The sequence below is a fragment of the Streptomyces sp. A 4/2 genome, assembly GCF_940670765.1.
GTDB lineage: Bacteria > Actinomycetota > Actinomycetes > Streptomycetales > Streptomycetaceae > Streptomyces.
Genome location: NZ_CALNVW010000016.1, coordinates 14,418 through 39,762, shown reverse-complemented (window position 1 = coordinate 39,762; position 25,345 = coordinate 14,418). Strand labels below are relative to the sequence as shown.

Genomic DNA, 25,345 nt, shown 5'->3' with positions numbered 1-25,345 from the left:
ACATGACCTCGCACTCGGTGCCCCCGTCCCCGGAGGTCCCGGTCATCACCCTGGACCCGCACGGAACCGATCACCATGCGGAGGCGGCGCTGCTCCGTGAGAGCGGTCCTGTCGTACGGGTGCGGCTGCCCGGAGACGTCCTGGCCTGGTCGGTCACCGATCACGGCCTGCTGAACGACCTGGTCGCGGACCCCCGTTTCAGTAAGGACTGGCACCACTGGAACGCCGTCCTGCGCGGCGAGATATCGGACGACTGGCCGCTCATAGGCATGGTGAAGGTCACCAACATGGTGACCGCGGACGGCCAGGAGCACCGCAGGCTGCGCAGGCTGGTGACCGAGACCTTCACCCCCCGCCGGGTGCAGGAACTGCGGCCCCGCATCGAGAAGATCGTGCAGGACCTGCTGGACGCGCTTCCCTCGCAGGCCGGCCCGGACGGCACCGTCGATCTGCGTCTGCACTTCGCCCATCCGGTGCCCATGCAGGTCATCTGTGAACTGTTCGGCGTCCCGGAGCACGAACGGCCGCGCCTGCGTGAACTGATGGACAACATCTTCCGCTCGGACCTCTCCCCGGAGGAGGTCGGAGCGAGCCAGATCGAGCAGTACCAGCTCCTCGCCCGGGTGGTCGAAACGCGGCGGAAGCAGCCCGGCGACGACCTGACGAGCGCCCTCGTGGCCGCCCGCGAGGCGGACCCCGACGCGCTGAGCGAGGAAGAGCTCGTGGGCACGCTGCTGGTGATGCTCTCCGCAGGGCAGGAGACCACACTCAGCCTCATCACCAATGCGGTACGTGCGCTGCTGACCCACCCCGAACAGCGGGCGTTCGCCGAGCAGGGCGACGCGTCGGTCTGGGCGAACGTGGTGGAGGAGACCCTCCGCTGGGACGCCCCGATCGGGAACTTCCCCTTCAGGTACCCGCTGGAGGACGTCGAGATCGCCGGGGTCCGGATCCCCAAGGGGGAGGCGATCATGGCCCCGTACAGTGCGGTGGGCCGGGACGAGCAGCACCACGGCGAGGACGCCACGAGCTTCGACATCACCCGGGAGCAGCGCAAGCACCTGGCCTTCGGCCACGGCCCGCACTTCTGCCTCGGCGCCCCGCTGGCCAGGCTGGAGGCCGCGGTGGCGCTGCCGGCCGTCTTCGCCCGGTACCCGGGCCTGACCCTCGCCGCGGACCCGGAGCGGCTGCCCCCCGTCCCGTCGCTGTTCTCGAACAGCACCGCCACGCTCCCGGTGCGGCTGACCCCGCAGGACTGACGCCGCTGCACACTGCCGCCGTACACCCCGGGACGGAGGGGAGTACGGCGGCAGCCGCGTTCCGGAAACCGAACGGTCCAGCCGGACAGGCGGGTTCATCATCACTCTTATCGGGGGGCACGGGCCTGTTCCACCGGAATGTGGATCAAGATCGGGTATTCCTTGCGCATGAACACAAGAGGACCCCTCCGATCAGTCTCGGCGCGCACCGCCAGAGCTGCCCAACGGGCCCGCACCCGGGCCGCTTTCCGCGTCGGCGCGTCGCTCCTCGCCGCCGCCACGGCCGCTCTGGTGGCCGCCGTGCCCAGTGCGTCGGCAACCGTCCTCCCGGCGAACAAGCCTGCCGCGGACCGCACTTGGGCGGACGGCGCTTGGGCGGACGGCGCCACCGGAACGCAGCGGTACCTGGACAGGGTGCGGGACAACCCCGAGCGGCTCCGGGACTTCCTGCGCCCGATGCCCAAGGGCGGAGACCTCCACACGCATCTCTCCGGCGCCGTACCCGCCGAGGCCCTGATCCGCTTCGCCGCGGACGACGGGCTGTGCATCGACGCGACCACCTTCACCGCGGTCGCGGCGCCTTGCGCCGCCGGCACCCGCCCGGCCCGCGACGCCGTCTCCGACCACGACTTCAGGCAGAGCGTGATCCGCGCCTGGACGATGGAGGACTTCAAGGAGTCCGCCACCGAGAGCGGCCACGACCACTTCTTCGCCACCTTCGGCAAGTTCAAGGCCGTCACCGGGTCGCACCGGGGCAGGCTGGTCGCCGAGGTCGCCAAGGTGGCCGCCGAGAACCACCAGGACTACGTGGAACCGCTCTTCACCCCGCAGGGCGGCGCCCTGTGGGATCTCGGAGCGGACGTGAAGTGGAGCCCCGACTTCGCCGCCGTACGCGCCTCCCTGCTGGCGGACGGCAAGTTGAGCCGCATCCTCGGTGACGCGAAGGCGGAGACCGACAGGGAGCTCGCCGAGGAGCGCGACGTGCTCGGCTGCGGAACGGCCGATCCGCAGCGGGCCTGCGGCGTGCAGGTGCGATTCGACTTCCAGGTCGGCCGCGCCGCCGATCCGCAGTACGTGTTCACCCAGCTCCTCGCCGGGTTCGAGATGGCCGAGCAGGACCCCCGCTACGTGGGTGTGAACCTGGTCCAGGCCGAGGACGCGCCGATCGCCCTGCGCGACTACCGGCTGCAGATGCGCATGATCAAGTACCTGCGCTCCGTCTACGGCAAGGCCCATGTCACGCTCCACGCGGGCGAACTGACCAGCAAGGTCGCCCCGCGTGAGGATCTGCGCTTCCATGTCCGGGACGCCATCGAGACGGCCGGAGCCGAACGCATCGGCCACGGCGTGGACATCATGAGCGAGGACCGGCCGCAGGAACTGCTGCGCACCATGGCCCGCAGGCACATCGCCGTCGAGGTTCCGCTGACGAGCAACTGCCAGATCCTGGAAGTGTGCGGTGACGACCACCCGTTGAGGCGTTACCTGGCCGCCGGGGTTCCCGTCGCCCTGTCCACGGACGACCAGGGGGTGTCCCGTACCGACATCACCCTTGAGTACGCGCGAGCCGTCACCGACCACCACCTGTCGTACCGGCAGCTGCGGGACAGCGCCCGCACCTCGCTGGAGCACGCGTTCATCCAGGGCCGCAGCCTGTGGCGCGCCGTGGGTGACCACCGTCCCGCCAGGGCCTGCGCGACGAGCGATCCGCGCACCGGCAGGGTCACCGCGAGCTGCCGTGCGCTGCTGAACGCCAGCCCGAAGGCGTCCCTGCAGTGGCGGTACGAGGTCGAGCGGGCCGAGTTCGAGGCCAGTCACCAGGCGTGAACCGAACCGGGCCCTGCCCGGCCTGGCCGTGGCGAGCAGTCGTGGTGAGGCCGGGCAGGGCCTACTGCCCGTCCGGGGCCCTGCCGGTCGTCACGTGCACCGTGCGGGAACGCTTGCCGTAGTAGAACGCCCGGACCCGGTACGAGGCGTGCTTCTCGTCCGGCAGGGTGCTCAGTCCGAAGGAGTCGATGTCGGGGGCGAGTACGGCGACGACCCGGTAGCGGGCACTGCCTCGTGTCCTGTCCTCCAGCAGGTACCCCTGCTCGTCCCGGGCATGGTCGGTCCAGGTGAACTTGATGCCGTTCGCCTGCATCACGGTTGCCGTGAGACCCGTCGGGGCGCCCTCGCCGGGCACGTGCAGCGACCGGGTGGACACCTTGCTCCTGCCGTGCACCGTCCGGGGTTCGGCCCAGACGTTGTCGTCCCTCTTGTCCTGCTTGCCGGGTCCGCCCGGCGGCAGGTCGACGTCCACCGCCCGCGAGGCCGGTCCGTAGTACGGGCGGAGCCGGTAGTAGAAGGGGGTCTGCGGCATCAGGTCGGGGTGGTGGTAGGTGTGCTGCCCGGCCGGTACGTAACTCAGCAGTGTGTAAGGGCCGCCGGGAGCGGTCGCGAACTCCACCGCCTGCCCGGCGACGCCCCGGCCGCCGTCCGTCCAGGTGAGAGTCGTGTCGACCGGCGATGTGAGTGTCACGTGGAGAGTCCCCGCGACCGGTACCGCGGCGGGAGCTGTTCGGCCCCCGTCCCGGGCCGAACAGCTCACCAGCCCCCCGCAGACGAGCAGCGCGGCAAGGGCGGGGAGCAGAGAGCGGAATCGGCGGTTCAAGGCAGGGACCTCGCAGGCACTCGGTGGCCGGGGGAGTGGCCGCCTCCGGAGCGGACCGAACCGGGGGCGGCCCGTGCTCACTTGCTCCAGAACTTCACATTGCTCCACGTGACAGTGATCGGCCCGTTCCCGCTGCTGGTGCGGTAGGCGCCGATCTTGTCGTAGTAACTGCCGGACGGGCTGGCCACCGTGTTGACCAGTGATCCGTTGATGTACGTCCGATGTGTCTTGCCGACCTCGTTGACGGTGTTGACGCGAACCGTGGCCCCGACCGTGCCCGCATCGGACAGGGTGGTGCCCCCCTCCACGCTGTACAGACGCCCACCGTTCTCCACGGCCATCAGGAAGTACGGCCCCTGGTTGCCGCTGGTGTCCCGGAAGGTCTGCTTGAGGCTGATGCGGCTGCCGCCCATGCTGGAGATGCGGAAGTAGCCCTCGAACTGGTGCGTACCGCCGGTGTAGGTGGCGTACCGCCGCTCACCGCGCTGCTCGCCGCTCGTGTCGCCGCACGTCAGGGTGAAGGTCAGTCCGTCGACCTGACCGCAACCCCTCTCCTGGACGGTGAAGGACGGGGACTGAGCGGTCCAGCCCCCCGGTTCGACCTCGGCATTCGCCTGCGGTGCGGCCAAGAGCAGCCCGCACGTGGCCGCGAGACCGGCGGCCAGTCGGTACCTTTTCAACATCACTCACTCCCACTTTCCGACTTCATGGCAGATGGAGCGGAACGTCAGCCGGTTGAGGCTGCGCACAGCGTAGGAGTGTCGCCACGACGCGACAAGGCTTTGCGACGAATGTGAAATCGGTTCCGGTACTTGAACGTGTATTCCTTGCGAAGTGAATGAAGCAGACTTTTCTGCGTTCTGTTTCGACGGAAGTGTTCATCAGGTTGAACGTGCTGGGTGACTTGCGACGGGATTCCGCAGGAGTGTGACGAACATGTTCGTCAGAAACTTGTACGTAACGAACATGTTCGTTACGGTCGAGGCATGACAGCCCGCACCCCAGCATCCCGCAGTCGCCGCGAGCGGCCGGCGAAGCCGGCCCTGACCCGGGACGGCATCATCGCGACCGCTGTCGAACTGCTGCGTGCCGAAGGCATGCAGCGGGTCACCATGCGCCGCCTGGCGCAGGAGCTCGACACCGGACCGGCATCGCTGTACGTCTACGTCCGCAACACCGCCGAACTGCACGCGGCGGTCCTCGACGAGCTGCTCGGCGAGGTCGACCTCGGCCCGGCCACGGCGGCGGGGGACTGGCGGGAACGGCTGGTGCAGGTCCTCACCTCGTACACATCCGTCCTGCTCGAACACCCCAGCCTCGCCAGATCGGCGCTGGTGGCCCGCCCTTCAGGGGAGCGCTATCTGAATCTGCTGGAGGCGCTGCTGTCGCTGCTCGACCAGGGGGGCGTACCGACCGGCCGGGCGGCCTGGGGCGTGGACGTCCTGCTCCAGTACGCGACCGCGACAGCGGCCGAGCAGGCCGACAGGGGCCGGAACCCCGACTCCCGGGACGAATGGAACGCGCTCGTAGGGGCGGTGCGGGGCGTCTCCGACGAGACGCACCCCCACCTTGCCGCCCTCGGCGCCGAACTGTTCTCCGGGTCGGGGCAGGCCCGTCTCGCCTGGGGATTCCACATGTTGATCAACGGGACGCTGCACACGCCCACCCCCGAAAGCCCCGAGGGCCGCTGAACGTTCGCGGCCCCCTCCCGGAAGAGGTAGCAGAATGTCGGCCGAAACGCCCCACCACCCCATCGCCGTGATCGGTGCGGGACTCGCCGGACTCACGTTCGCCCGCGTCCTGCACACCCATGGGATCGATGCGACCGTGCACGACCTCGACGCGTCGCCCACCACTCGCGCGCAGGGCGGCATGCTGGACATCCATGAGGACTCGGGCCAGACCGCGTTGCGCGCTGCCGGGCTCTACGAGGAGTTCCTCCGGATCGTCCATCCCGGGGGCGAGGCGATGCGCATCCTCGACAAGCAGGCCCGGGTCCGGCTGGCGGACGAAGGCGGAGGCGACCGGCCCGAGGTGCACCGGAGCGCCCTGCGCGATCTGCTCCTCGCCGGCCTGCCCGCGGGGACGGTCCGGTGGGGCGCCAAGTGCACCGGAGCCCGCCCGCTCGGCGACGGCCGTCACGAGGTGACACTCGCCGACGGCTCCGCCTTCACCACCGATCTGCTGATCGGCGCCGACGGAGCCTGGTCGAAGGTGCGCCCGCTGGTCTCCGACGCCGTACCCGTGTACACCGGGATCACCTTCGTCGAGGCGCACCTGGACGACGTCGACACCCGCCACCCGGAGAGCGCGGCCCTGGTCGGGGGTGGCTCCCTGTTCGCCCTCGCGGAGGAGAAGGGGCTCGTCGGCCACCGCGACAGCGACGGCCGGGTGCACTTCTACATCGCGCTGAAGGTGCCTGCCGACTGGGCGTCCTCCGGCGGGATCGACTTCGGCGACACCGAGGCGGCCAGGACGGAACTGCTCAAGCACTTCGACGGCTGGGACGCGAAGTTGCGCGCGCTCGTCGAGGGCGCCGACGGTGCTTTCGTTCCACGGCCGCTCCACGTCCTGCCGGCCGGTCACAGCTGGACCCGGGTTCCCGGGGTGACTCTGCTCGGCGACGCGGCGCACCTGATGTCTCCGTTCGCGGGCGAGGGCGCCAATCTCGCGATGCTCGACGGCGCCGAACTGGCGGCTGCCGTCGTGGCGCACCCCGGCGACACGGAATCGGCACTTGCCATGTACGAACAGGCGTTGTTCCCGCGCAGTGAGCCCTCCGCCGAGGTGTCCGCGGCCAACCTGCAGATCTCCTTCCGTCCGGACGCGCCGCAGGGGCTGCTCGATCTGATGGACTCGTACCGCGGCCCGGAACGGTCTTAGCACCTGTCCGGTCGGTCGTCTCCTCCTCGGTGACCTGACCACCGCTACCAGGTCGCAGGTCTATGTGATGTGCGCTCTCAAGATGTATCGGATCTATTGTTCATCGCTTCTTGACGTGCTCGCGATTAAACCGCACACTTTTTCTGGGCCAAGGGCGCTTGAAGGCGGGGTGCCGGGCGCAAGAGCGTCATCCCGGCCTGTACGGCAATCAAAAGAGTCTAAACAATATGGACTCTCCTCGATCGATTGTTCAAGTCATCTGCCCCGTCGTCTCGGGAGGATGCTCCACCGGTCCCGCACCAGCCCCCGCTCGGAACGCGCACGAACCTCCAGGAACGAGCCCTTCGAGAACGCTTGGAGCCCGCCATAAGATCCCGCCCCGAGACGCTCCGGGTGTCTGCTCTCCCCGCGTCCACCCCCGTCAACGCCACGCTCACGGTGGGACCTGTCCTCCGGAAGTGGCGGGGCGGTGCCGGCTCCTTGGGTCTGCGCCGGTACAGCCGCATCGTGCTGCGCCGTACGCCGCGGGGGCCTCCGCGACGTACGCGCATCGTCCTTCGGCTGCTCGTTCTCCGGCGATTCGAGGCCCGGGTCACGAGTCCGTGACAGCACCTGCACCTGCACCTGCACCTGCACTGGCACCTGCACTGATCACTACCACCAGGAGGAATCATGGACAGGCGGAGTTTCCTGATCGCGGGCGGGGCGAGTTCGCTGGCGACGGTTGCCCTCCCGGCGCTGACCGAACCGGCCTTCGCGGCACAGGAGTCCAGCGGATCCAGTCAATCCGGCGGATCCGGCGCACTGCGCATCAGGGCGGGCTTTCTGTCGATAGGCCTTGACCGGACGGGCCGAGTGGCCGGCCTCGTGGACCTGCGCAACGGCACCGACTACGTGGCGGCGGACAGAACGGGCCCCTTGGTCTCCGTCGTCCTGGCGGACGGGACGCACGAAGTCCCTGCCCGGGTGCAGGCGTCGCGACGAGATCCGCGGGTGCTGGTGTTCAGCAGCGACAAGGTGACCGTGGAGGTCAAGGCCGTCTCGCACGCGGCCTACTCGACGCTGGAGGTCGTGGGTCTCGACGCCGCGTCGGGCGTCGAGGTGCAGACGCTGCTGTGGGGGCCGCTCGCGTCACGCGTCAACCAGACGGTGGGCGAGAGCGTCGGCGCCGTCGGCGACAGCAGTTTCGTGTTCGGCATCCACCCCCTCAACGACAAGACTGTCGGTGCCTGGCCCAAGGAGTTCGCCGAGTTCGGATTCGGCGCGGACGTCGAGGCCAATCCGTACGGGCAGAGCGGGACCCAGAACGACTGGAGCGCCGGCGCCAGGACGTCCTGGGGCAGCATCCTGCGCGCCTACACCTACGACTACACCAGGACCAGGATCAGGGACGGACAGATCCCGACCGGCCCGCTCTCCGGATCCGAAGCGAAGATCGTCGGGTCGAAGCTCGCGGTCTACGGCAGTGCACCGGATCTCGTACTCACCGTGCTCAGCCAGGTCGCGCAGGACGCGGACCTGCCGTATCCGACCATCGACGGGCAGTGGCAGAAGGTGGCCGAGGCGACCCGGCAGCCGTTCCTCGTGCTGCACGACCTGAGCACCACCAACCTGGCTGCCGCCGTTGCGTTCGCCCAGCAGGCAGGCATCAAGAACGTCTACTCCGTCGAGGGGGCCGCAGGGCCCTGGAAGTCGACCGGCCACTACCAGTTCAACGGCAATTTCGGCGGATCGGACGCCACCGCGACCCAGATGGCGACGACGGCCGCCGCGAGCGGTGTGCGGGTCGGTGTGCACACCTTGTCCAACTTCATTGCCTCCAACGACACGTACATCGTCCCGGCGCCGGCCGACAAGCGGTTCACGGTCGGCCGGACGGTGCAGCTGACGCGCCCTCTCGCCGCCGCCGACACGACCCTGTACGCCGACGGCGACCCGGGCGGTGGCGGGTACGTCCTCGGTGCCCGCCTGCGCCTCGGCGACGAGTTCGTCACCTTCTCCAGCGTGTCCCAAGTCGGCTCAGGAGAATGGCAGTTCACCGGTGTCAAGCGCGCCCAGTGGGGCTCGGTCGCGGCGTCCTACCCGCAGGGGACCAACGCCGTCCGGATCTCCGAGAACCAGTACGGCGGAGCACGGGGCGACCTGCCGGTCGTCGATGAGATCGCCACCCGCCTCGCCACGGCATGCAACACCACCGGCATCAGGAACATCTCGTTCGACGGGCTCGAAGAGGTGGCCTGGAGCGGCTGGAGCGGACAGGGCTTCGCACACATGCTCAACGGCTTCCACCGTCAGCTGAAGTCCCAGGACAACTTCATCTCCGAAGCCTCCAACCCGTCGTCCAACTCCTGGCAGGCCCAGTCACGGGTCAGCTGGGGCGGCATCGGCTGGTCCGACTCCAACTACGACCAGGTGTCCAGGAACGTCAACTTCTACCGTGCCAACTACCTTCCCCTGATGGGTGGTTCGCTCCCGATCGACGGCGGGTCGAAGACGCTCGACATCGAGACCAACCTGGCGCGGGGCGCGTCCCTCGGAGTGAACTTCGGCTGGTTCGAGACGAGCATGGGCAGCCTGTCCCAGGGGGGCAACACCACAGCGGTCCTCGCTGTCATCAAGACCTGGAACGCCGCGATCGCGGCCGGTGCCTTCACCTCCGCTCAGCAGCAGCTCATGGCGGACAAGAGCAAGTACTGGCACCTGGGCGAGGAGAGCGCCGGCAGCCGCTGGTCGCTGCAGGAGATGGACACGGACAACAACCCGGTCGGCGCCCCGCAGGTGGTGCAGGCGCCGCGGCCCGGCTTCACCACGCCCGCGCCTCCCGGGGCCAAGGTCGGTGAGCTGTACACGTTCAAGGTCACCTCGAACACGCCCCGGACGGTGCGCTACGAGATCACGTCCGGCGCCCTGCCGGCCGGTCTGACCCTCAACAAGGACACCGGCGGGATCACCGGAGTACCCACCCGTTCCGGCACCAGGGCCTTCGCCATCACGGCCCGCAACGGAGGCGGAGTGCCCGACGCATCCGTGAACCACCGGATCAAGGTCACGGTGAATTAGGCGAGTTGGCGGTTGTCCGGCGACGGCGGAAGACCGCTCTCTCGCTACGGAGAGAGCGGTCTTCGCCTGCGGTCACCCGTGTGCGGGCGGTGGTACCCCCGCCCGCACACGGGTCCTGCGAACAGCCGGAGAACGCCGGCGAGTACGTCCGGGCGGGGCTGCCGGTGAAGGTGATCGCGCGCCGGTACCCGAGGCGGTCCCGAAGGCTGTGGTGCCCAGGAAGCCGCGCGTGCTGCCCGATCCTGTGACCGCGGACGTCTGTCCGCCCATGCCCGTTGTCCGGCTTGCCATCCTGGCTTGGGTGCCCGTCAATGTCTCCTATACATGGGCCGATCGAGACTCGGTGAATCACATCCAAACCCTTGACGCCGGGACTCGATAACTCCAGACTCTTCCCGTCCCGGTCGGGTTGCTCTGTAAGGGAGTTGACGTGAAGGGCGCCCCGCGGTGACCGCTGTCGAACCTTCCGTACCTGTGACGATCAGCCCCTCAGGTCGACGTACTCCGCCTCGCGGAGTGAAATGCATCAGATCTATCTGTCTTCAGTTCCTGCGCTCATGACCGCCCAAGCGCTCCTGCTCCGTCCGCGCCGAGGTGGCCTCGGGGATCACCGTGCCGGGCGCAGGCCGCTGATCCCCGAGGCCGCGGCACCGACCGGTTCCACCACTGCACCACCGACGAAAGGAGCGGGGATGGCTGCGACACGCGCCGCGCCCGTGCCGGCGCCGACACCGCGGGGCAAGTCCCGTGGCCCACGCACCGGTTCGCACGCCGGCTGGACCTTCCTGCTGCGCCGCCTGGGGTTCTACCTGGTCACCGCGTGGGCCGCGATCACACTGAACTTCCTGATCCCGCGCTTCATGCCGGGCGACCCCGCGGTCGCGCTGTTGAAGAACCTCCAGCAGACCACCGGCGCTGCGCCGAACACGGCGGCGGTGCGGGCGGTGCGGATGTTCTACGGCGATCCGACGCGCAACCTCCTCCAGCAGTACCTGGACTACTGGAACAACCTCGCGCACTTCGACTTCGGACTCTCGGTGAGCCACTACCCGACCCCGGTCTCCGGCATCGTGCTCGACGCACTGCCGTGGACCGTGCTCCTCGCCGGTACCACCACCGTGATCGGCTGGCTGCTCGGCACCCTGCTGGGCGCCTTCGTCGGGTGGAAGCCGGGCGGCCGGGCCGACTCGCTGCTGACCCCGATCACCGCCTTCCTCTACTCGTTGCCGCCGTTCTGGCTTGCGCTCCTGGCGGTCTACGTATTCGGCTTCACCCTCGGCTGGTTCCCGATCTCCGGCGGCTACGACCCGGATGTCCCCTTCCAGCTGAACAACCTGTGGTTCCTGCTCAGCGTGTTGCGCTACGGCGCGCTCCCGGCCTTCACGCTGATCTTCATCGGGATCAACGGCTGGATGTTCGCCATGCGCAACGTCATGGCCGGCACCGTCAGCGAGGACTACGTGCTGCTCGCCCACGCCAAGGGCCTGCGCCCGCGCCGGGTGATGCTGCGGTACGCCGCACGCAACGCGCTCCTGCCCAACGTCAGCGGCCTCGCCCTGGCCCTCGGCAGCATCTTCGGCGGCGTCGTCTTCGCCGAGATCGTCTTCACCTACCCCGGGCTGGGCTACGTACTGTTCCAGGCCGTCAGCAGCCACGACTACCCGTTGATGCAGACGATCTTTCTGCTGATCACGCTGGGTGTGCTGGCCGCCAACCTGATTGCCGACTCGACCTACGTGCTGCTCGACCCACGCACCCGGGAGGAGCGATGAGGCAGTTCCTGACCAACGGCAAGGTCCGCATCGGGCTGGTGATCCTCGGTGGCTTCCTGCTGCTCGCTCTCGTCGGGCCGTGGCTGGTGAGTTCCGTCCTGGGCACGGACCCGCACCGGATCGACTACGACGCCCTGGGGGTGGCGCCCGGCGCGGACCATCTGCTCGGCACCACCAGCTCGGGCCAGGACGTACTGGCTCAGTTGCTCACCGGGTGCCGGGGGTCGGTCGAGGTGGGCCTGCTCTCCGGCGTCCTGGCCGTCGGGGTGGCCGCCCTCATCGGCGTGACCGGCGGCTTCCTCGGCGGGCGCACCGACCAACTGCTCACCGCGGTCACCAACATATTCGCCACCCTGCCCAGCTTGCCGCTGATGCTGATCGTGGCCGGATACATGACCCGGGTGGATTCGGTCGTCATCGCCCTGCTGATCGGCCTGTTCGAGTGGCCGGTCTGCGCCCGCTATCTACGTGCCCAGACCCTTTCGCTGCGCGGGCGGGACTTCGTCCAGGCCCTGCGCATGGTCGGCGAGAGCCGCTGGCGGATGGTGCTCGTGGAGATCATGCCGCACCTGAGCGGCGTCCTCTCCTCGCTGTTCCTGCGGGCCGTGGTGACCGGGGTGTTCGCCGAAGCGGGGCTGCGCTTCCTGGGTATCGGCGGCGGTGACAGCGTCACCTGGGGAACCATGATCGCCTTCGCTCAGCAGCAGGACGGCGTGCTGCGGGGCATGTGGTGGTGGTTCGTGCCGCCGGGCCTGTTCATCGCGCTGCTCGGGACGGCCACCGCACTGGTCAACTTCGGCCTCGACGAGATCGGCAATCCGGTGCTGCGACACAGCGGACGAGCCGCGATACGGCGCGCCCGCGCACACCTGGCCGCACGCCGGGACCGTACGAACACCGTAGAGGTGACCTCATGACTGCCCGCCCCCTCGACACCACCCGGCCGACGAGCACACCTCCCTCTCCGCTGCGCGGCGAGCCGCTCCTCGACGTGTCGCGGCTGACGGTGGAGTACGTCACCGAGCGCGGAGAGGTACCGGCCTGCAACGAGGTGTCCTTCACCCTGCGACGCGGCGAGATCCTCGGCCTGGCGGGGGAGTCCGGCTCCGGGAAGAGCAGCCTGATCACCGCGTTGGCCAGACTTCAGCGGCCACCCGCGCTGACCACTGGCGGCGAGATCCGCTATCACACCCGCGACGGGCACGTGCTCGACCTGGTCACCCTGGACGAACGCCGGATGCGCGCACTGCGCTGGACCGACCTGGCGATCGTGCTGCAGAGCGCGATGGCCGCGCTCAACCCGGTGATGCGGCTTCAGGCACAGTTCGCCGACGTGATGGCCGAGCACCAGCCCGGCATCACCCGCGACGAGGTGGCCGAGCGGACCGGCCGGCTGCTGCGCATGGTGGGCATCGCGCCCGAACGCAAGCGCTCCTACCCGCACGAACTGTCCGGCGGGATGCGCCAGCGAGCCCTCATCGCGCTCGCCCTGGCCTGCGAACCCGAGCTCGTCCTCATGGACGAACCCACCACCGCCGTCGATGTGGTGATGCAACGTCAGATCATGGGCCAGATCCTGCGCCTGCAGCGCCGACTGGGCTTCGCCGTGGTCTTCGTGACCCACGACCTGTCCTTGCTGATGGAGATCGCCGACCGGATCGCCATCATGTACGCCGGCCGGATCGTGGAGGTCGGCGCGCCCGACCAGCTCTACGCCGATCCGCTGCACCCGTACACCCGCGGGCTGCGCGACGCCTTCCCGCCCCTGCACGCACCGCTCACACACCTCACCGGCATCCCGGGAAGCCCGCCCGACCTGCGCGACCTCCCGCCCGGCTGCGCCTTCCACCCCCGTTGCGGCCGGCGCCTGCCGGAGTGCGCGCAGGTCGTGCCGCGTCTGCATCAGGTCCCGTCGCACGGCGGCGAGCGGCAGGCGGCGTGTCTGCTGCACGACACCACCGACCCCGAGGGCGCCCGATGACATCGATGTCCCGAACCTCCGACACGTCCGACGAGCCCGCGCTGCTGGCGGCGGTGGACGTCAGCAAACACTTCACCGTACGCGATCAGTTGGGCCGCAAGGCCACCGTGCACGCCGTCGAGCACGCCTCGGTGGCGCTGCACCGAGGCCGCGTGGTGGCCCTGGTCGGCGAGAGCGGCAGTGGGAAGACCACGTTGGCCCGGATGCTGGCCCAGTTCCACCCGGTCAGCTCCGGGGAGATCCGGCTGGCAGGGCAGCCGGCACCGCCCGCCGGGCGCGACTACTTCCGCCAGGTGCAGCTGATCTTCCAGGACCCCTTCTCCTCGTTGAACACCCTCCATCCGGTGCGGCACATCCTCGGGCGGGTTCTGCGCCTCCACGGCCACGCCCGCACCCGCGCCGAGGCGGACGAGCAGGTCCTCGCCCTGTTGAACCGCGTCAACCTCACCCCCGCCGAGGAGTTCATCGACAAGCGTCCGCGCGAGATGTCCGGGGGCCAGCTGCAACGTGTGGCCATCGCCCGAGCACTGGCGGTACGCCCGACCGTGCTCCTCGGCGACGAGCCGATCAGCATGCTCGACGTCTCCATCCGCCTCGACGTGCTCAACCTGCTGGCCCGGCTGCGCGACGAGGAGGGCCTGGCACTGCTCTACATCACCCACGACATCGCCGGCGCGCGCTATCTGTGCGACGAGGTGCAGGTGATGTACGCCGGGCAGACGGTGGAGGGCGGGCCCAAGGAAGCGGTGATCCAGTCGCCCAAGCACCCGTACACCCGCCTGCTGATCGACTCCTCGCCCGACCCCGGCCGGACCGGACGCGGCCTGGGCGACCAGGACGACGCCGAGGACCTGGGGGAGCCGCCCAACCTGACCGCGCCGCCCGGTGGCTGCCGCTTCCACCCCCGCTGCCCGTTCGTCATGGACGACTGCCGGCGCGCCTTCCCCGACCGCACCACCTTCGCCGACGGCCAGTGGGCGCACTGCTGGCTGCACCAGCACGGCCGCACGGCCGAGCTCGACAGAACACCCGCAAAGGAGCTTCCATGAAGCGCTCGACGGCCGCAGCCGCCGCGGTACTGGCCACCGCCGGTCTGCTGACCGGCTGCAGCACTGCCAAGTCGGACGGATCCGGTTCCGAGGCCACGAGCACCGTGCGCCTCACCACCCACCCGACGCAGGCCTTCCAGGCCGGGTGGAACCCGTTCGCGGCCCAGCCCAACGCCGGAGTTTCCTTCTTCTACGAGCCGCTGATACGGGTCAACCCCCAGAAGCCCTCGCCACAGCCGTGGCTGGCGGATTCCTGGAAGTTCAGCGACGGCGGCAGGACCCTCACCTTCCGCCTGCACCCCGGAGTGAAGTGGTCGGACGGCAAACCACTCACTGCCGAGGACGTCAAGTACAGCTTGGACGTGCCTCTGGAACACCGCGAGTTGAACCTCTCGGGCGTGCCCTACACCTCGGTCGACGCACCCGACGGGACCACGGTGGTAGTGCACTACCCGAAGGTCGGCTACAGCGACCTCGGGGCCTTCAAGAACCGCAACATCTACCCCCGGCACATCTGGAGCGGCAGGAATCTGAAGACGGATCAGAATCTCGAACCGGTCGGCAGCGGCCCGGTCACCCTGGACTCCTTCAGCCCGCAGCAGATCACCCTGAAGATCCGCAAGGACTACTGGAACGGTTCGTTCCCGGCCGTCAGGAAGGTCGCCATCGTCGCGGCGCAGGAGTCCAGCACGCGCAGCCTGCTCCTGAAGGACAAGCTGGACTGGAGCACCATGTCCTGGCAGGGCGCGGACAAGAACTACGTGGCTGCGGACCCCGAGCACCACAAGTACCAGGTCTATCCGCTGCTGGGGTCCGAGGGCGTGCTGTTCAACACGGCGAAGGGCCCGACCGCCGATGTGCACGTCCGCCGGGCCCTGACCAAGGCAGTCGACGTGACCAGGGTGCTCAAGGTGATGGGGACGGGGCAACCCGCGGTCAACCCGGCCGGGCTGAACAACAAGGTCGGTGCCGCCTGGCTGCCCGCCGACCTGGCCGGCCGGACCCTGAAGCAGGACGCGGCCGGTGCCCGCGCCGAACTCGCCGCCGGCGGCTGGACCGTACGGCACGGAGAACTCAGCAAGGACGGGAAGAGCCACCCGCTGACGCTGAACGTCTTCCAGCCCTACGCGAACTGGGTCGACATGGGCACCGCCCTGAAGGACCAGTGGAAATCGGTCCTGGGCCTGGACGTCACGGTCGACAACATGCCGGAGGCCACCTTCACGCAGAAGGAGCCGGTCGGTGACTTCTCGATGGAGACCGCGTTCACCCCGCCCTCCGGTGACGGCAGCATCTTCGGAGCCCTGAACGCCTTCAGCGGCGACTACTACACCCCGCTCGACAAGCCGGCCGTCAATAACTTCGGCCGCTTCAACGACCCGGACTACAATGCCCAGTTGAAGAAAATGGCTACCGTCGACCCTGCCGACTCCGCCCGGCTCAAGCAACTGGCCGACCCTGCGGTGAGAATCCTCGCCCAGCAGGCACCGTTCATCCCGATCGGCGGCTCGGCCTCGTTCGTCGACATCAACTCCAGCCGCTTCACCGGCTGGCCGACCCCGGAAACCGCCACGTACACGCCGTACACCTCCGCCGGTCCGGACACCACGCTGACCTTGCAGGATCTGCGCCCGGCCTCCTGAAGGCCCGGTGGGGCAGGCGGCGCAGAGGCCGTCGCCCGCCCCACCGCCACGACGACCGTCAGCACCTGAAACCACTCGACCACAGGGAGTAGTTGTGGCCCGTCTTCGCCCTGACGCCGAACTGACCACGACCGACCACGGGTTCCTGCGCGGTGGCCGCCCCCACCAGATCATCTCCGCCGCCATCCACTACTTCCGGGTCCACCCCGAGCTGTGGGAGGACCGGCTGCGCCGACTGCGCGCCATGGGCGTCAACACCATCGAGACCTACATCGCCTGGAACCTGCACCAGCCGACCCCCGACCGGACCGACTTCTCCGGTCAGGCCGACATCACCCGCTTCATCCGCACCGCCGCACACCTCGACCTGGACGTGATCGTGCGGCCCGGCCCCTACATCTGCGCCGAGTGGGAGTTCGGCGGCCTGCCGGCCTGGCTCCTCGCCGATCCCACGCTGCGCCTGCGCCGCAGCGACCCGCGCTATCTGGCCGCCGTGGACGCCTGGTTCGACCAGCTGGTCCCCGTTCTGCGCCCGCTCCTCGCCGGCCGGGGTGGGCGAGTGGTCGCCGTCCAGATCGAGAACGAGTACGGCAGTTACGGCACCGACACCGCCTACCTCGACCACCTGCGGCAGGGCTTGCGCCAACGCGGTGTGGACTGCCTGCTGTTCACGGCCGACGGTCCCACCGATGGAGTGCTGCGCGGTGGCATCCTGCCCGGTACCTTGGCCACCGCGACGTTCGGCTCGCAGCCGGAGGAGGCGCTCGACACCCTGCGCCGCCACCAGCCGGCCGGCCCGCTGATGTGCTCCGAGTACTGGCACGGGTGGTTCGACCACTGGGGCGAGCACCACCACGTCCGCGACCCGCGCGAGGCCGGCGCGGAACTGGACCGGATGCTGTCCCGGGGCGCCTCGGTCAACCTCTACATGGGCCACGGCGGCACCAACTTCGGCTGGTGGAACGGCGCCAACCGCGACGAATCCGACTACCGGTCCACCTGCACGAGCTACGACTACGACGCTCCGGTCGGGGAGGCGGGGGAGCTGACCGAGAAGTTCCACGTCTTCCGCGAGGTCATCGAGCGGTACCGCGGCCCGATCGGGCACGAGGCGCCCGCGCAGCCGGCCCGGCTTGCCCCGCAGACGGTCGGCCCGAGCGGGACGGTGGCGCTGCTGAACTGCCTGGACGAGCTGTCCACCCCGCACCACCGGCTCTCGCCCGAGCCGATGGAGGCGCTGGGCCAGTCACTCGGCCTGATCCACTACCGCACCCGACTGCGCGGGCCGTTCCCCGAATCGACCCTGCGCGTGCACGGCCTGGCCGACCGGGCCCAGGTGTTCCTGGACGGAGAGCCGATCGGTCTCCTGGAGCGTGACGGGCCACTGGACGCGCTGGCGATCAGCGTTCCCGGGACCGGAGCCCAGCTCGACCTGCTGGTGGAGAACATGGGGCGGGTCAACTACGGCCCCTGGCTGGAGGATCGCAAGGGCATCAGCGGCGGGGTCCGGATCGACACCCAGTACCAGTCCGGTTGGGAGATCCGCCCTCTCCCGCTGACCGATCCGAGCGCCCTGCGGTTCGGGGCACCCGAAGCCGTCGAAGGCCCGGCCTTCCACCGGGCAGAGGTGGAGATCCCGGCTCCGGCCGATGGTTTCCTCGCCCTGCCGGGCTGGACCAAGGGCCAGGTCTGGCTCAACGGCTTCGCCCTGGGCCGCTATTGGGACCGCGGCCCCCAGCGCACGCTCTACGCCCCCGCGCCGGTGTGGCGGGCCGGCCGCAACGAGCTCGTGATCCTCGAACTGCACCGGCCGGGCGAGCGGATCGAGATCCTCGACACGGCAGATCTGGGCCTCCAGGGCTGAACCGCCGACCGTCCCACCGGCACCGGTCCGTTCCCTCCACGGGCCGGGGCCATGCGGGACTGTCGGATCAGGCGAGACCGCGAGGGCGCAGACCGGGTTGTTAGGCTCTGCGGATGAAATTCGGCGTGAACATTCTCAACTTCGGCCCCGGCACCGTACCTGCCACACTCCTGCAACAGGCAGTGTACGCAAGGGAATTGGGATATTCGTTCGCGATGATCTCCGACCACGTCGCAGTGACCGCCGATGTGCAAGAGGCGTACCCGGCCCCGTTCTACGACCAGTTCGTGCTCGCGTCCCACATCGCGGGACGGGTGCCCGGACTCACACTCGGGACCACGGTGACCGTGATCCCCTACCGGCACCCGCTGCACACCGCCCGGCTGGCCGCCAACATCGACTGCCTGAACGCCGACGGGTTCATCCTCGGCGCGGGCGTCGGCTGGTCGCGGGCCGAATACGCCGCTCTGGGCGTGCCGTTCGCCGAGCGGGGCCGCATCACGGACGAGTACCTGACCGCGATCCGCGCCGCCTGGTCCGAAGACCCCACCACCTTCCGGGGCGAGTACGTCTCGTACGAGGGGGTGTGCACCGCTCCGGCCCCCGCGACCGCGCCGCGGCTGCCGGTCTGGGTAGGCGGCAACTCGGCGACGGCGCTCAGGCGTGCCGCCCGGCTCGGCGAGGGCTGGCACCCCTATCTGGCGACCCTGTCCGCGATGCGCGCGGCGCTCCCGGTTCTCGCGGAGCAGGCGGAACGCGCGGAGCGGCCGACGCCCGCGCTCGTACCCCGGCTCCAGGTGCGGATCACCGAGGCGCGGCTCGACGGGGAGCACCCGGTCGGGCACGGCACGGTCGACCAGATCCGCGAGGACCTCACCGCCCTCGCCGAGCTGGGCGCCACCCACCTGCTTCTCGACACCAACCCGGACTCGCCCGGCCTGCGCGGTACGGCGGCCGACGACCGCCGCCTCCTGGAACTCCTCACGGAGAAGGTCCTGGACCCGGCAACGGGAACCATCCGCTGAGCCCGCCACGCCTCCGGCGCTGTTCCCCTGCGCGGACAGCGCCGGAGGCCCGGGTGCACCCGCCGACCCGACGGCCGCGCGGGTTGATGAACATCACGTAGCGACATACTTCTCATTTCGGACAAATAGCCCGAATTTCTCGCTGTGTCCGTCCGGGCTGCCCGTACGGTTGTCCTGACCCATGAACGGGACCCGAGCCGAGCTGCACGGCGGATCGGCCTCCCGGATCGGCGACCTCCTCCACGGGCCCCGCGACGCCGGACGGCCCGTTCGGCCCCCTTGCCGGGCGTGACTCCGGCAGGACAGCGGCAGACCGGCGCTCCAGCCGGCCGTGCGAGGTCCGGCCGTACGGCCCCCGACCCACAGCGGGACAGGACACACGCTCATGCACCGATCACGTATATCGCGCTGCGCACGGCGCGGACTGGCCGCTTCCCTGGCCGCCGGGACTGTGCTCACCGCGCTCACCGCCGCGGCCCCGGCCCCTGCCGCGAGCGCCTCCGCGGGGGGCTCGCCGGTCGTATGCACCTCGAAGGTGCCGGGTCTGGCCCCCGAACTGTCGCGTGACATCGCCCACGCGCTCAAGGGACGCCAAGGCGCATCGGCGCTGGCCGTCTATGACCGGAGCACCGGCACCAGCTGTGAGCTCAGGGCGGACACGCATTTCGACTCGGCCAGTGTGGTGAAGGTCACGGTGCTCGGCGCGCTGCTGCGGCAGGCCGGGGAGGCGCACCGCGATCTCACACCGCGCGAGGTGAAACTGACCACCGCGATGATCACCAAGTCGGACAACGACTCGACCTCCGCCCTGTGGCGCCAGATCGGGCCGAAGGGCATCCAGCACTTCCTGGACCTGGCCAAGATGCGGGACACGGTCCCGGGCGCGGGCGGATCGTGGGGCCTCACCCAGATCACCGCCGCCGACCAGGTCACCCTGATGCGGCTGCTGACCACGGAGAACGCGGTGCTCGACACGTCGGCACGCAACTACGCCCTCGGGCTGATGAGCCATGTCGCCGCCGACCAGCGCTGGGGCGTCCCCGCGGGATCTCCCGCCTCGGCCACGGCCCACGTCAAGAACGGCTGGCTGTCGCGGACGACCGACGACGCATGGCGGGTCCACAGCGTCGGCGCATTCACCGGGAGCGGCCACGACTACGGCATGGCCGTGCTGTCGAGCGGCAACAAGACCATGAAGTACGGCGTCGGCACCATCGAGGCGGCATCCCGCGTCATCCACCAGGACCTGAACGGAGCGTCCGCGACAGCGAACCGCTGATCCCGCAGTTCAGTCGTACCCGAAGGCGCGCCGCCGCGCGGATTCCCGCGGTTCTCCGCTGAAACTGGTCGGAGGGGGACCGGAGCGAGGACGAACGCGGCGAAGCCGCCCGACGGACGGGATCACATGAGCACGGGACGCCCCCGACGAGGCACACGCCCGGCCGGTCGAGCCGGCTCCGCGAACGACCGGCTGCTTCGCATCCTGCTGCGGCGGCGCAAGAGGTCGCTGAGCGCCGGGGACGTGACGGTCACCGACAAGCCTGAGGTGCGCCGGGCCGTGTCGGCGTCCGCGCTCGGCAACATGATGGAGTGGTTCGACTTCGGGGTGTACGCCTATCTGGCGGGCATCCTGGGCGAAGTGTTCTTCCCGTCGAGCTCGCCGGGGACCCAGGTGGTCTCCACCTTCGCGACCTTCGCCGCGGCCTTCCTCGTCCGGCCCCTGGGCGGTTTGGTGTTCGGTCCGCTCGGCGACCGGATCGGCCGCAAACGGGTACTCGCCGCCACCATGATCATGATGGCGATCAGCACGTTCGCCGTCGCCTTCCTGCCGAGTTACGACTCGATCGGGTTCACCGCACCGATCCTGCTGCTCGTCTGCCGGCTCGTCCAGGGTTTCTCCACGGGCGGTGAATACGCAGGCGCCACCACCTACATCGCCGAGTACTCACCGGACAAGAGGCGCGGATTCCTGGGCAGTTGGCTGGACTTCGGCACGTTCGTCGGCTACTCGCTCGGCTCCGGCATCGTCACGGTACTCACCGCCGCCCTCGGCCACGACGGGATGGTGCACTGGGGCTGGCGGCTGCCCTTCCTGATCGCCGGACCACTCGGGCTGATCGGCCTGTACATGCGGCTGCGGCTGGAGGAGACCCCGGCCTTCAAGCAGCAGGCGGAGGAGAACGCCGCCCAGTACGCGCGCGAACCCCACCCGGAGGGCGACGAGGACCCCGTGGAGGTGGCCCGGCAGTCCGGCAAGGGGCGGCTGAAGGAGATCTTCACCCAGCACTGGCAGGCGGTACTCGTCTGCATGGGGCTGGTCCTGCTCTACAACGTCACCAACTACATGGTGACCTCGTACCTGCCGACCTTCATGACGGAGACGCTAGGTCAGGACGCCCTCACCGCCCAGCTGCTGGTGCTCGGCACCATGATCGTGGTGGTGCTCACCATCACCACCGTGGGCCGTACCTCCGACCGCTGGGGGCGCCGGCCCGTCTTCATGGCGGGCAGCATCGCACTGATCGTCCTGGCGTTCCCGGCGATGCTCCTGATCCGCGAGGGCGGCATTCTGCTGCCCGCGTTCGGCTGCCTCATCCTGGGGCTGCTGCTGGTGTGCTTCGCCGGTACCTCGGCGTCCACGCTCCCCGCGCTCTTCCCGACCCGGCTGCGCTACGGGGCCCTGTCGATCTCGTTCAACGTATCGGTCTCCCTCTTCGGCGGTACGACGCCCCTGGTCGCCTCGGCGCTGGTGGAGGCGACCGGGAACGACATGGTCCCTGCTTACTACTTGATGGTCGCGGGCGTCGTCGGACTCGTCTCCACCTACTTCCTGCACGAGACGGCGGGCAAGCCGCTGCTGGGATCCGGCCCCATGGTGGAGAGCGTCGACCAGGCGCGCTCGCTCGTCGCGGCCAGCCGCACCGAGGCCGGACGGCGGGCCCGGGACGTCTGGATCCACCTGCGGCACCCATGGGCCCGGCACAACGGTACGAAGCACGAGTAGAGCAGCGGCGACGTATCCCTGACGGTAGTCATCGGAGCACTTGCCGGGCATTGCCGTGATCGTCTTGGATTTGGGGCGATATCCCGCATGCAACGTCGGATCTATTGACACTCAATGGCGACGGAGAGCAGAGTTCCGCACCATCGCGTCCGTACGGCGACGCGGAGTTCGGCCTACCTCGTCAGGGAGTGTCAGACGTGCACCGCAGCTCAACTCGCAGACCAGGAGGCAGAGCCGCCCCGAAGCGGCTTGCCGCAGTGGCGGTACTCGCGGCCGTGGCGCTGGGCGCCCCCGCGCTCACCGCGACCGACGCGTGGGCGGCCCACGGGCCGTCAGGGACCAGCCTCTACGTGTCTACCAGCGGCAACGACCACAACTCCGGGTCCCTGCACAAGCCGTTCCGGACCCTGGCGGCTGCCCGGACCGCCGCACGGAAGGCAACCAGGAAGGGCCGAGCGGTCCACGTATGGGTCCGCGGCGGCACCTACCACCTCGCCGGCACGCTGACGTTCGACGAAGCGGACTCCGGCACGGCGTCCGCCCCCGTGACGTACTCCTCCTACCCGGGCGAGAAGGCCGTACTGAGCGGAGGGCGCCGGGTGACGGCCGCATGGTCGGCCGACCCGCACAACTCCGCGGTCCAGGTCGCGAAGGTCGGCGCCGGCCTGAAGATCGACGGGCTGTTCGTGGGCGGAACCCAGCAGGTGCTCGCCCGGTTCCCGAACTTCGACCCCAACACCGCGGTGCTGGGCGGCTCCACCACCATGGCCACCCTGAACGCACGCTCCGCGGCCTGGAAGAACCCCACCACCGGTGACATCCGCGGACTGCACTCGTCCGACTGGGGCGGCAACGACTACACGATCACCGGGCGCAGCAACTCCGCCCTGCAGACCAAGTGGGTCGGCGACAACAACCGCGGTGGCGACGTGGACACCAACCACGTCGTGGCGGAAGGCATCTTCGAGGAACTCGACGCGCCCGGCGAGTGGTTCTACGACAAGGCTGCCGGGAAGCTGTACGTGATACCCCCGGCCGGGACCGATCTCTCGTCGGCCACCGTGGAAACGGCGGAACTGGACGAACTCGTCCGCGTCGAAGGCTCGTCCGCCGCGAAGCCGGTGCACGACCTCACGTTCGACGGCTTCACCTACACCGAGACACACCGGACACTGTTCGACACCCCCTACGAGCCGCTGCAACTCGGCGACTGGGCCATAGCGCGGGCCGGCGCCGTCCACCTCAAGAACGCCAGGAACATCACCGTCTCCCGCTCCGCCTTCGCCCAGGTCGGCGGCAACGGCGTCTTCGTCGACGGGTACAACAAGGGCGATGTCATCACCAGGAACCGCTTCACCGGCTCCGGCGCCAGCGACGTCCAGGTAGTCGGCTCCACCGAGGCGGTGCGCAATCCCTCGACCTGGGCGCACATGGTCGATCCGCCCACCGACCTGACCCCCGGTCCGAGAACCGAGGACTACCCCCGCGACATCACTGTCAGCTACAACAGCATGGCCGACATGGGCCGCTTCGAGAAGCAGAGCGCCGGCGTCAACATCTCGATGAGCAGCCGGGTCACGGTCGCCCACAACACCATTCACGGCAGTCCCCGGTCGGGCGTCAACATCAACGACGGCACCTGGGGCGGCCACCGGATCCAGTACAACGACATCTTCGACTGCGTGAAGGAGACCTCGGACCACGGGCCGATCAACGCCTGGGGCCGGGACAGGTACTGGCCCATCGCCGGTCCGAGCATCAACCCCAGCGCGGAGTCGGACGCCCTGCAGAAGAGCTATGCACTGCTCGATGTCGTCCAGCCGATCACCATCAGCAACAACCGCATCTGGCACAACAGCGAATGGGCCATCGACCTGGACGACGGCTCCAGCAACTACATCGTGAAGAACAACCTCCTGCTCAACGCCGGCATCAAACTGCGTGACGGTTTCCGCCGGACGGTCAGCAACAACATCCTGGTCAACGGATCGGTCTACGAGCAGATCTCGCACCGCGACAACGACGACTCCCTCACCAGGAACGTCATCCTGACCGGCTCGCCCTACTCGCTCACCGGGAGCGATCCGGCCGCCGCGAAGTACACCGTGGACAAGAACCTGTTCTGGGACAACGACCGGCCGGTCGCACTGCCCGACGTGTGGAGCGCCGCCAAGCTGGACGCCCATTCCGTCACCGCGGACCCGCAGTTCACCCACGGATCCCCCTGGGACTCTCCCGGGATGACGGACTACACCCTCGCGTCCGGCTCTCCCGCGGTGGCCCTCGGCTTCGTCAACTTCCCCATGGACCGGTTCGGCACCGGAACCGCCGGAGAGGCGACACCTCCCGCGGTCACCTGGCCGGCCGCTCCCGTACCCGACACCGTGATCCAGACGCAGCCCGAACCGCTCATGGGAGCCACCGTCCGGCAGGTCTACGACAAGGCCACCCAGTCCGCCGTCGGGCTCGGCGACTTCGACGGTCTCTACCTGCAGGCCGTGCCCTCCACCTCGTACGCCTACGGGCAGGGACTGCGGCCCCTCGACGTGATCCGGGAGGTGAACGGGACCGCGGTGACGGACCGCGACAGCTTCTGGACGGTCTACAACCGGCTCGCCCCCGGCAGCACCGTCACCGCGCTGATCTGGCGCGCCCAGTCCGCGACCACCGTCACCTTCGTCAAGCCCACCGGCGCCCAGCAGTACAACAACACAGCCGGTGTCACCTACACGGGGGCCGGCTGGGGATGGAGAGGCGCACGGGCGGGCGGCCTGAACTCCTTCCAGGACGACATCGACGCGACCACCACCGTGGGCGATTCCTTCTCCTTCACCTTCAACGGGACCGGAGCGGACCTCCTCACCGAGCTCAACGCGGACGAGGGGACCATCGACATCTCCGTCGACGGGGTCTTCCGGAAGACCGTCGACGCCACCAGCGATACGCGCGAGTACCAGAAGACGCTCTACTCGGTCAGCGGGCTCTCCCCGGGCGTGCACACCCTCACGGGCGTGATGAAGAGCGGCCAGTACATGATCGTCGACGGCTTCACCGTACGGAGCTGACCGAAGCTTCCTGCCCGCCGGCGCCGTCGAGCCGCCGGGCGAACGACGGACCGCCCGCCGGAACCCCGCCGCCGCCCCGGAGAAGGGGCG

The 25,345-nt window shown here is 69.2% G+C and carries 17 protein-coding genes; 15 read left to right on the top strand and 2 right to left on the bottom strand.

Annotated features, from left to right (window positions below):
* Nucleotides 1-2: 2 nt before the first annotated feature.
* A complete protein-coding gene (locus tag NBY69_RS09780; RefSeq protein ID WP_250299938.1) occupies nt 3-1,259 on the top strand; it encodes a cytochrome P450 in 1,257 nt (418 codons plus the stop codon).
* A gap of 168 nt (nt 1,260-1,427) precedes the next feature.
* The gene (locus tag NBY69_RS09775; RefSeq protein ID WP_250299934.1) at nt 1,428-3,086 is read left to right on the top strand and encodes an adenosine deaminase; all 1,659 of its coding nucleotides are present in this window, start codon (nt 1,428-1,430) and stop codon (nt 3,084-3,086) included.
* Between the two features lie 61 nt (nt 3,087-3,147).
* Here NBY69_RS09775 and NBY69_RS09770 read toward each other — a convergent pair whose 3' ends face one another.
* Together NBY69_RS09770 and NBY69_RS09765 are read right to left on the bottom strand one after the other, a co-directional pair.
* On the bottom strand, nt 3,148-3,777 hold the full coding sequence (locus tag NBY69_RS09770) for a fibronectin type III domain-containing protein (protein WP_250299931.1): 630 nt from the start codon (nt 3,775-3,777) through the stop codon (nt 3,148-3,150).
* Between the two features lie 209 nt (nt 3,778-3,986).
* Nucleotides 3,987-4,592, bottom strand: a complete 606-nt coding sequence (locus NBY69_RS09765) for a hypothetical protein (protein ID WP_250299927.1) — start codon at nt 4,590-4,592, stop codon at nt 3,987-3,989.
* Between the two features lie 303 nt (nt 4,593-4,895).
* On the opposite strand from NBY69_RS09765, the gene NBY69_RS09760 reads away from it, so the two are divergent.
* The 13 genes from NBY69_RS09760 (at nt 4,896) to NBY69_RS09700 (ending at nt 25,255) form a co-directional block, all read left to right on the top strand.
* Nucleotides 4,896-5,600, top strand: a complete 705-nt coding sequence (locus NBY69_RS09760) for a TetR/AcrR family transcriptional regulator (RefSeq protein ID WP_250299923.1) — start codon at nt 4,896-4,898, stop codon at nt 5,598-5,600.
* Between the two features lie 34 nt (nt 5,601-5,634).
* Nucleotides 5,635-6,792, top strand: a complete 1,158-nt coding sequence (locus tag NBY69_RS09755; protein WP_250299920.1) for an NAD(P)/FAD-dependent oxidoreductase — start codon at nt 5,635-5,637, stop codon at nt 6,790-6,792.
* Between the two features lie 672 nt (nt 6,793-7,464).
* A complete protein-coding gene (locus NBY69_RS09750; protein WP_250299917.1) occupies nt 7,465-9,852 on the top strand; it encodes an Ig domain-containing protein in 2,388 nt (795 codons plus the stop codon).
* A 692-nt stretch (nt 9,853-10,544) separates the two neighbouring features.
* Nucleotides 10,545-11,624: an ABC transporter permease gene (locus tag NBY69_RS09745; RefSeq protein WP_250299914.1), complete on the top strand. Its 1,080-nt coding sequence runs from the start codon at nt 10,545-10,547 to the stop codon at nt 11,622-11,624.
* Nucleotides 11,621-12,541 (top strand): ABC transporter permease, encoded by a 921-nt coding sequence (locus NBY69_RS09740; RefSeq protein ID WP_250299911.1) that lies wholly within the window; start codon nt 11,621-11,623, stop codon nt 12,539-12,541. The genes NBY69_RS09745 and NBY69_RS09740 overlap by 4 nt, the downstream gene beginning before the upstream one ends.
* The gene (locus NBY69_RS09735; protein WP_250299910.1) at nt 12,538-13,605 is read left to right on the top strand and encodes an ABC transporter ATP-binding protein; all 1,068 of its coding nucleotides are present in this window, start codon (nt 12,538-12,540) and stop codon (nt 13,603-13,605) included. The genes NBY69_RS09740 and NBY69_RS09735 overlap by 4 nt, the downstream gene beginning before the upstream one ends.
* Nucleotides 13,602-14,654 carry an ABC transporter ATP-binding protein gene (locus NBY69_RS09730; RefSeq protein ID WP_250299909.1) on the top strand — a complete coding sequence of 351 codons (1,053 nt, stop codon included), beginning with the start codon at nt 13,602-13,604 and terminating at the stop codon, nt 14,652-14,654. The genes NBY69_RS09735 and NBY69_RS09730 overlap by 4 nt, the downstream gene beginning before the upstream one ends.
* Nucleotides 14,651-16,297, top strand: coding sequence for an ABC transporter substrate-binding protein (locus NBY69_RS09725; RefSeq protein ID WP_250299908.1), 1,647 nt, complete (start codon nt 14,651-14,653; stop codon nt 16,295-16,297). Before NBY69_RS09730 ends, NBY69_RS09725 begins: the two co-directional genes overlap by 4 nt.
* A gap of 94 nt (nt 16,298-16,391) precedes the next feature.
* On the top strand, nt 16,392-18,161 hold the full coding sequence (locus NBY69_RS09720) for a beta-galactosidase family protein (RefSeq protein WP_250299907.1): 1,770 nt from the start codon (nt 16,392-16,394) through the stop codon (nt 18,159-18,161).
* Between the two features lie 113 nt (nt 18,162-18,274).
* Nucleotides 18,275-19,186: a TIGR03619 family F420-dependent LLM class oxidoreductase gene (locus NBY69_RS09715; RefSeq protein WP_250299906.1), complete on the top strand. Its 912-nt coding sequence runs from the start codon at nt 18,275-18,277 to the stop codon at nt 19,184-19,186.
* Between the two features lie 385 nt (nt 19,187-19,571).
* Nucleotides 19,572-20,465, top strand: a complete 894-nt coding sequence (locus NBY69_RS09710) for a serine hydrolase (RefSeq protein ID WP_250299904.1) — start codon at nt 19,572-19,574, stop codon at nt 20,463-20,465.
* Nucleotides 20,466-20,591: 126 nt separating this feature from the next.
* The gene (proP, locus tag NBY69_RS09705) at nt 20,592-22,190 is read left to right on the top strand and encodes a glycine betaine/L-proline transporter ProP (RefSeq protein ID WP_374211245.1); all 1,599 of its coding nucleotides are present in this window, start codon (nt 20,592-20,594) and stop codon (nt 22,188-22,190) included.
* Between the two features lie 197 nt (nt 22,191-22,387).
* Nucleotides 22,388-25,255 (top strand): right-handed parallel beta-helix repeat-containing protein, encoded by a 2,868-nt coding sequence (locus NBY69_RS09700; RefSeq protein WP_250299902.1) that lies wholly within the window; start codon nt 22,388-22,390, stop codon nt 25,253-25,255.
* Nucleotides 25,256-25,345 lie beyond the last annotated feature (90 nt).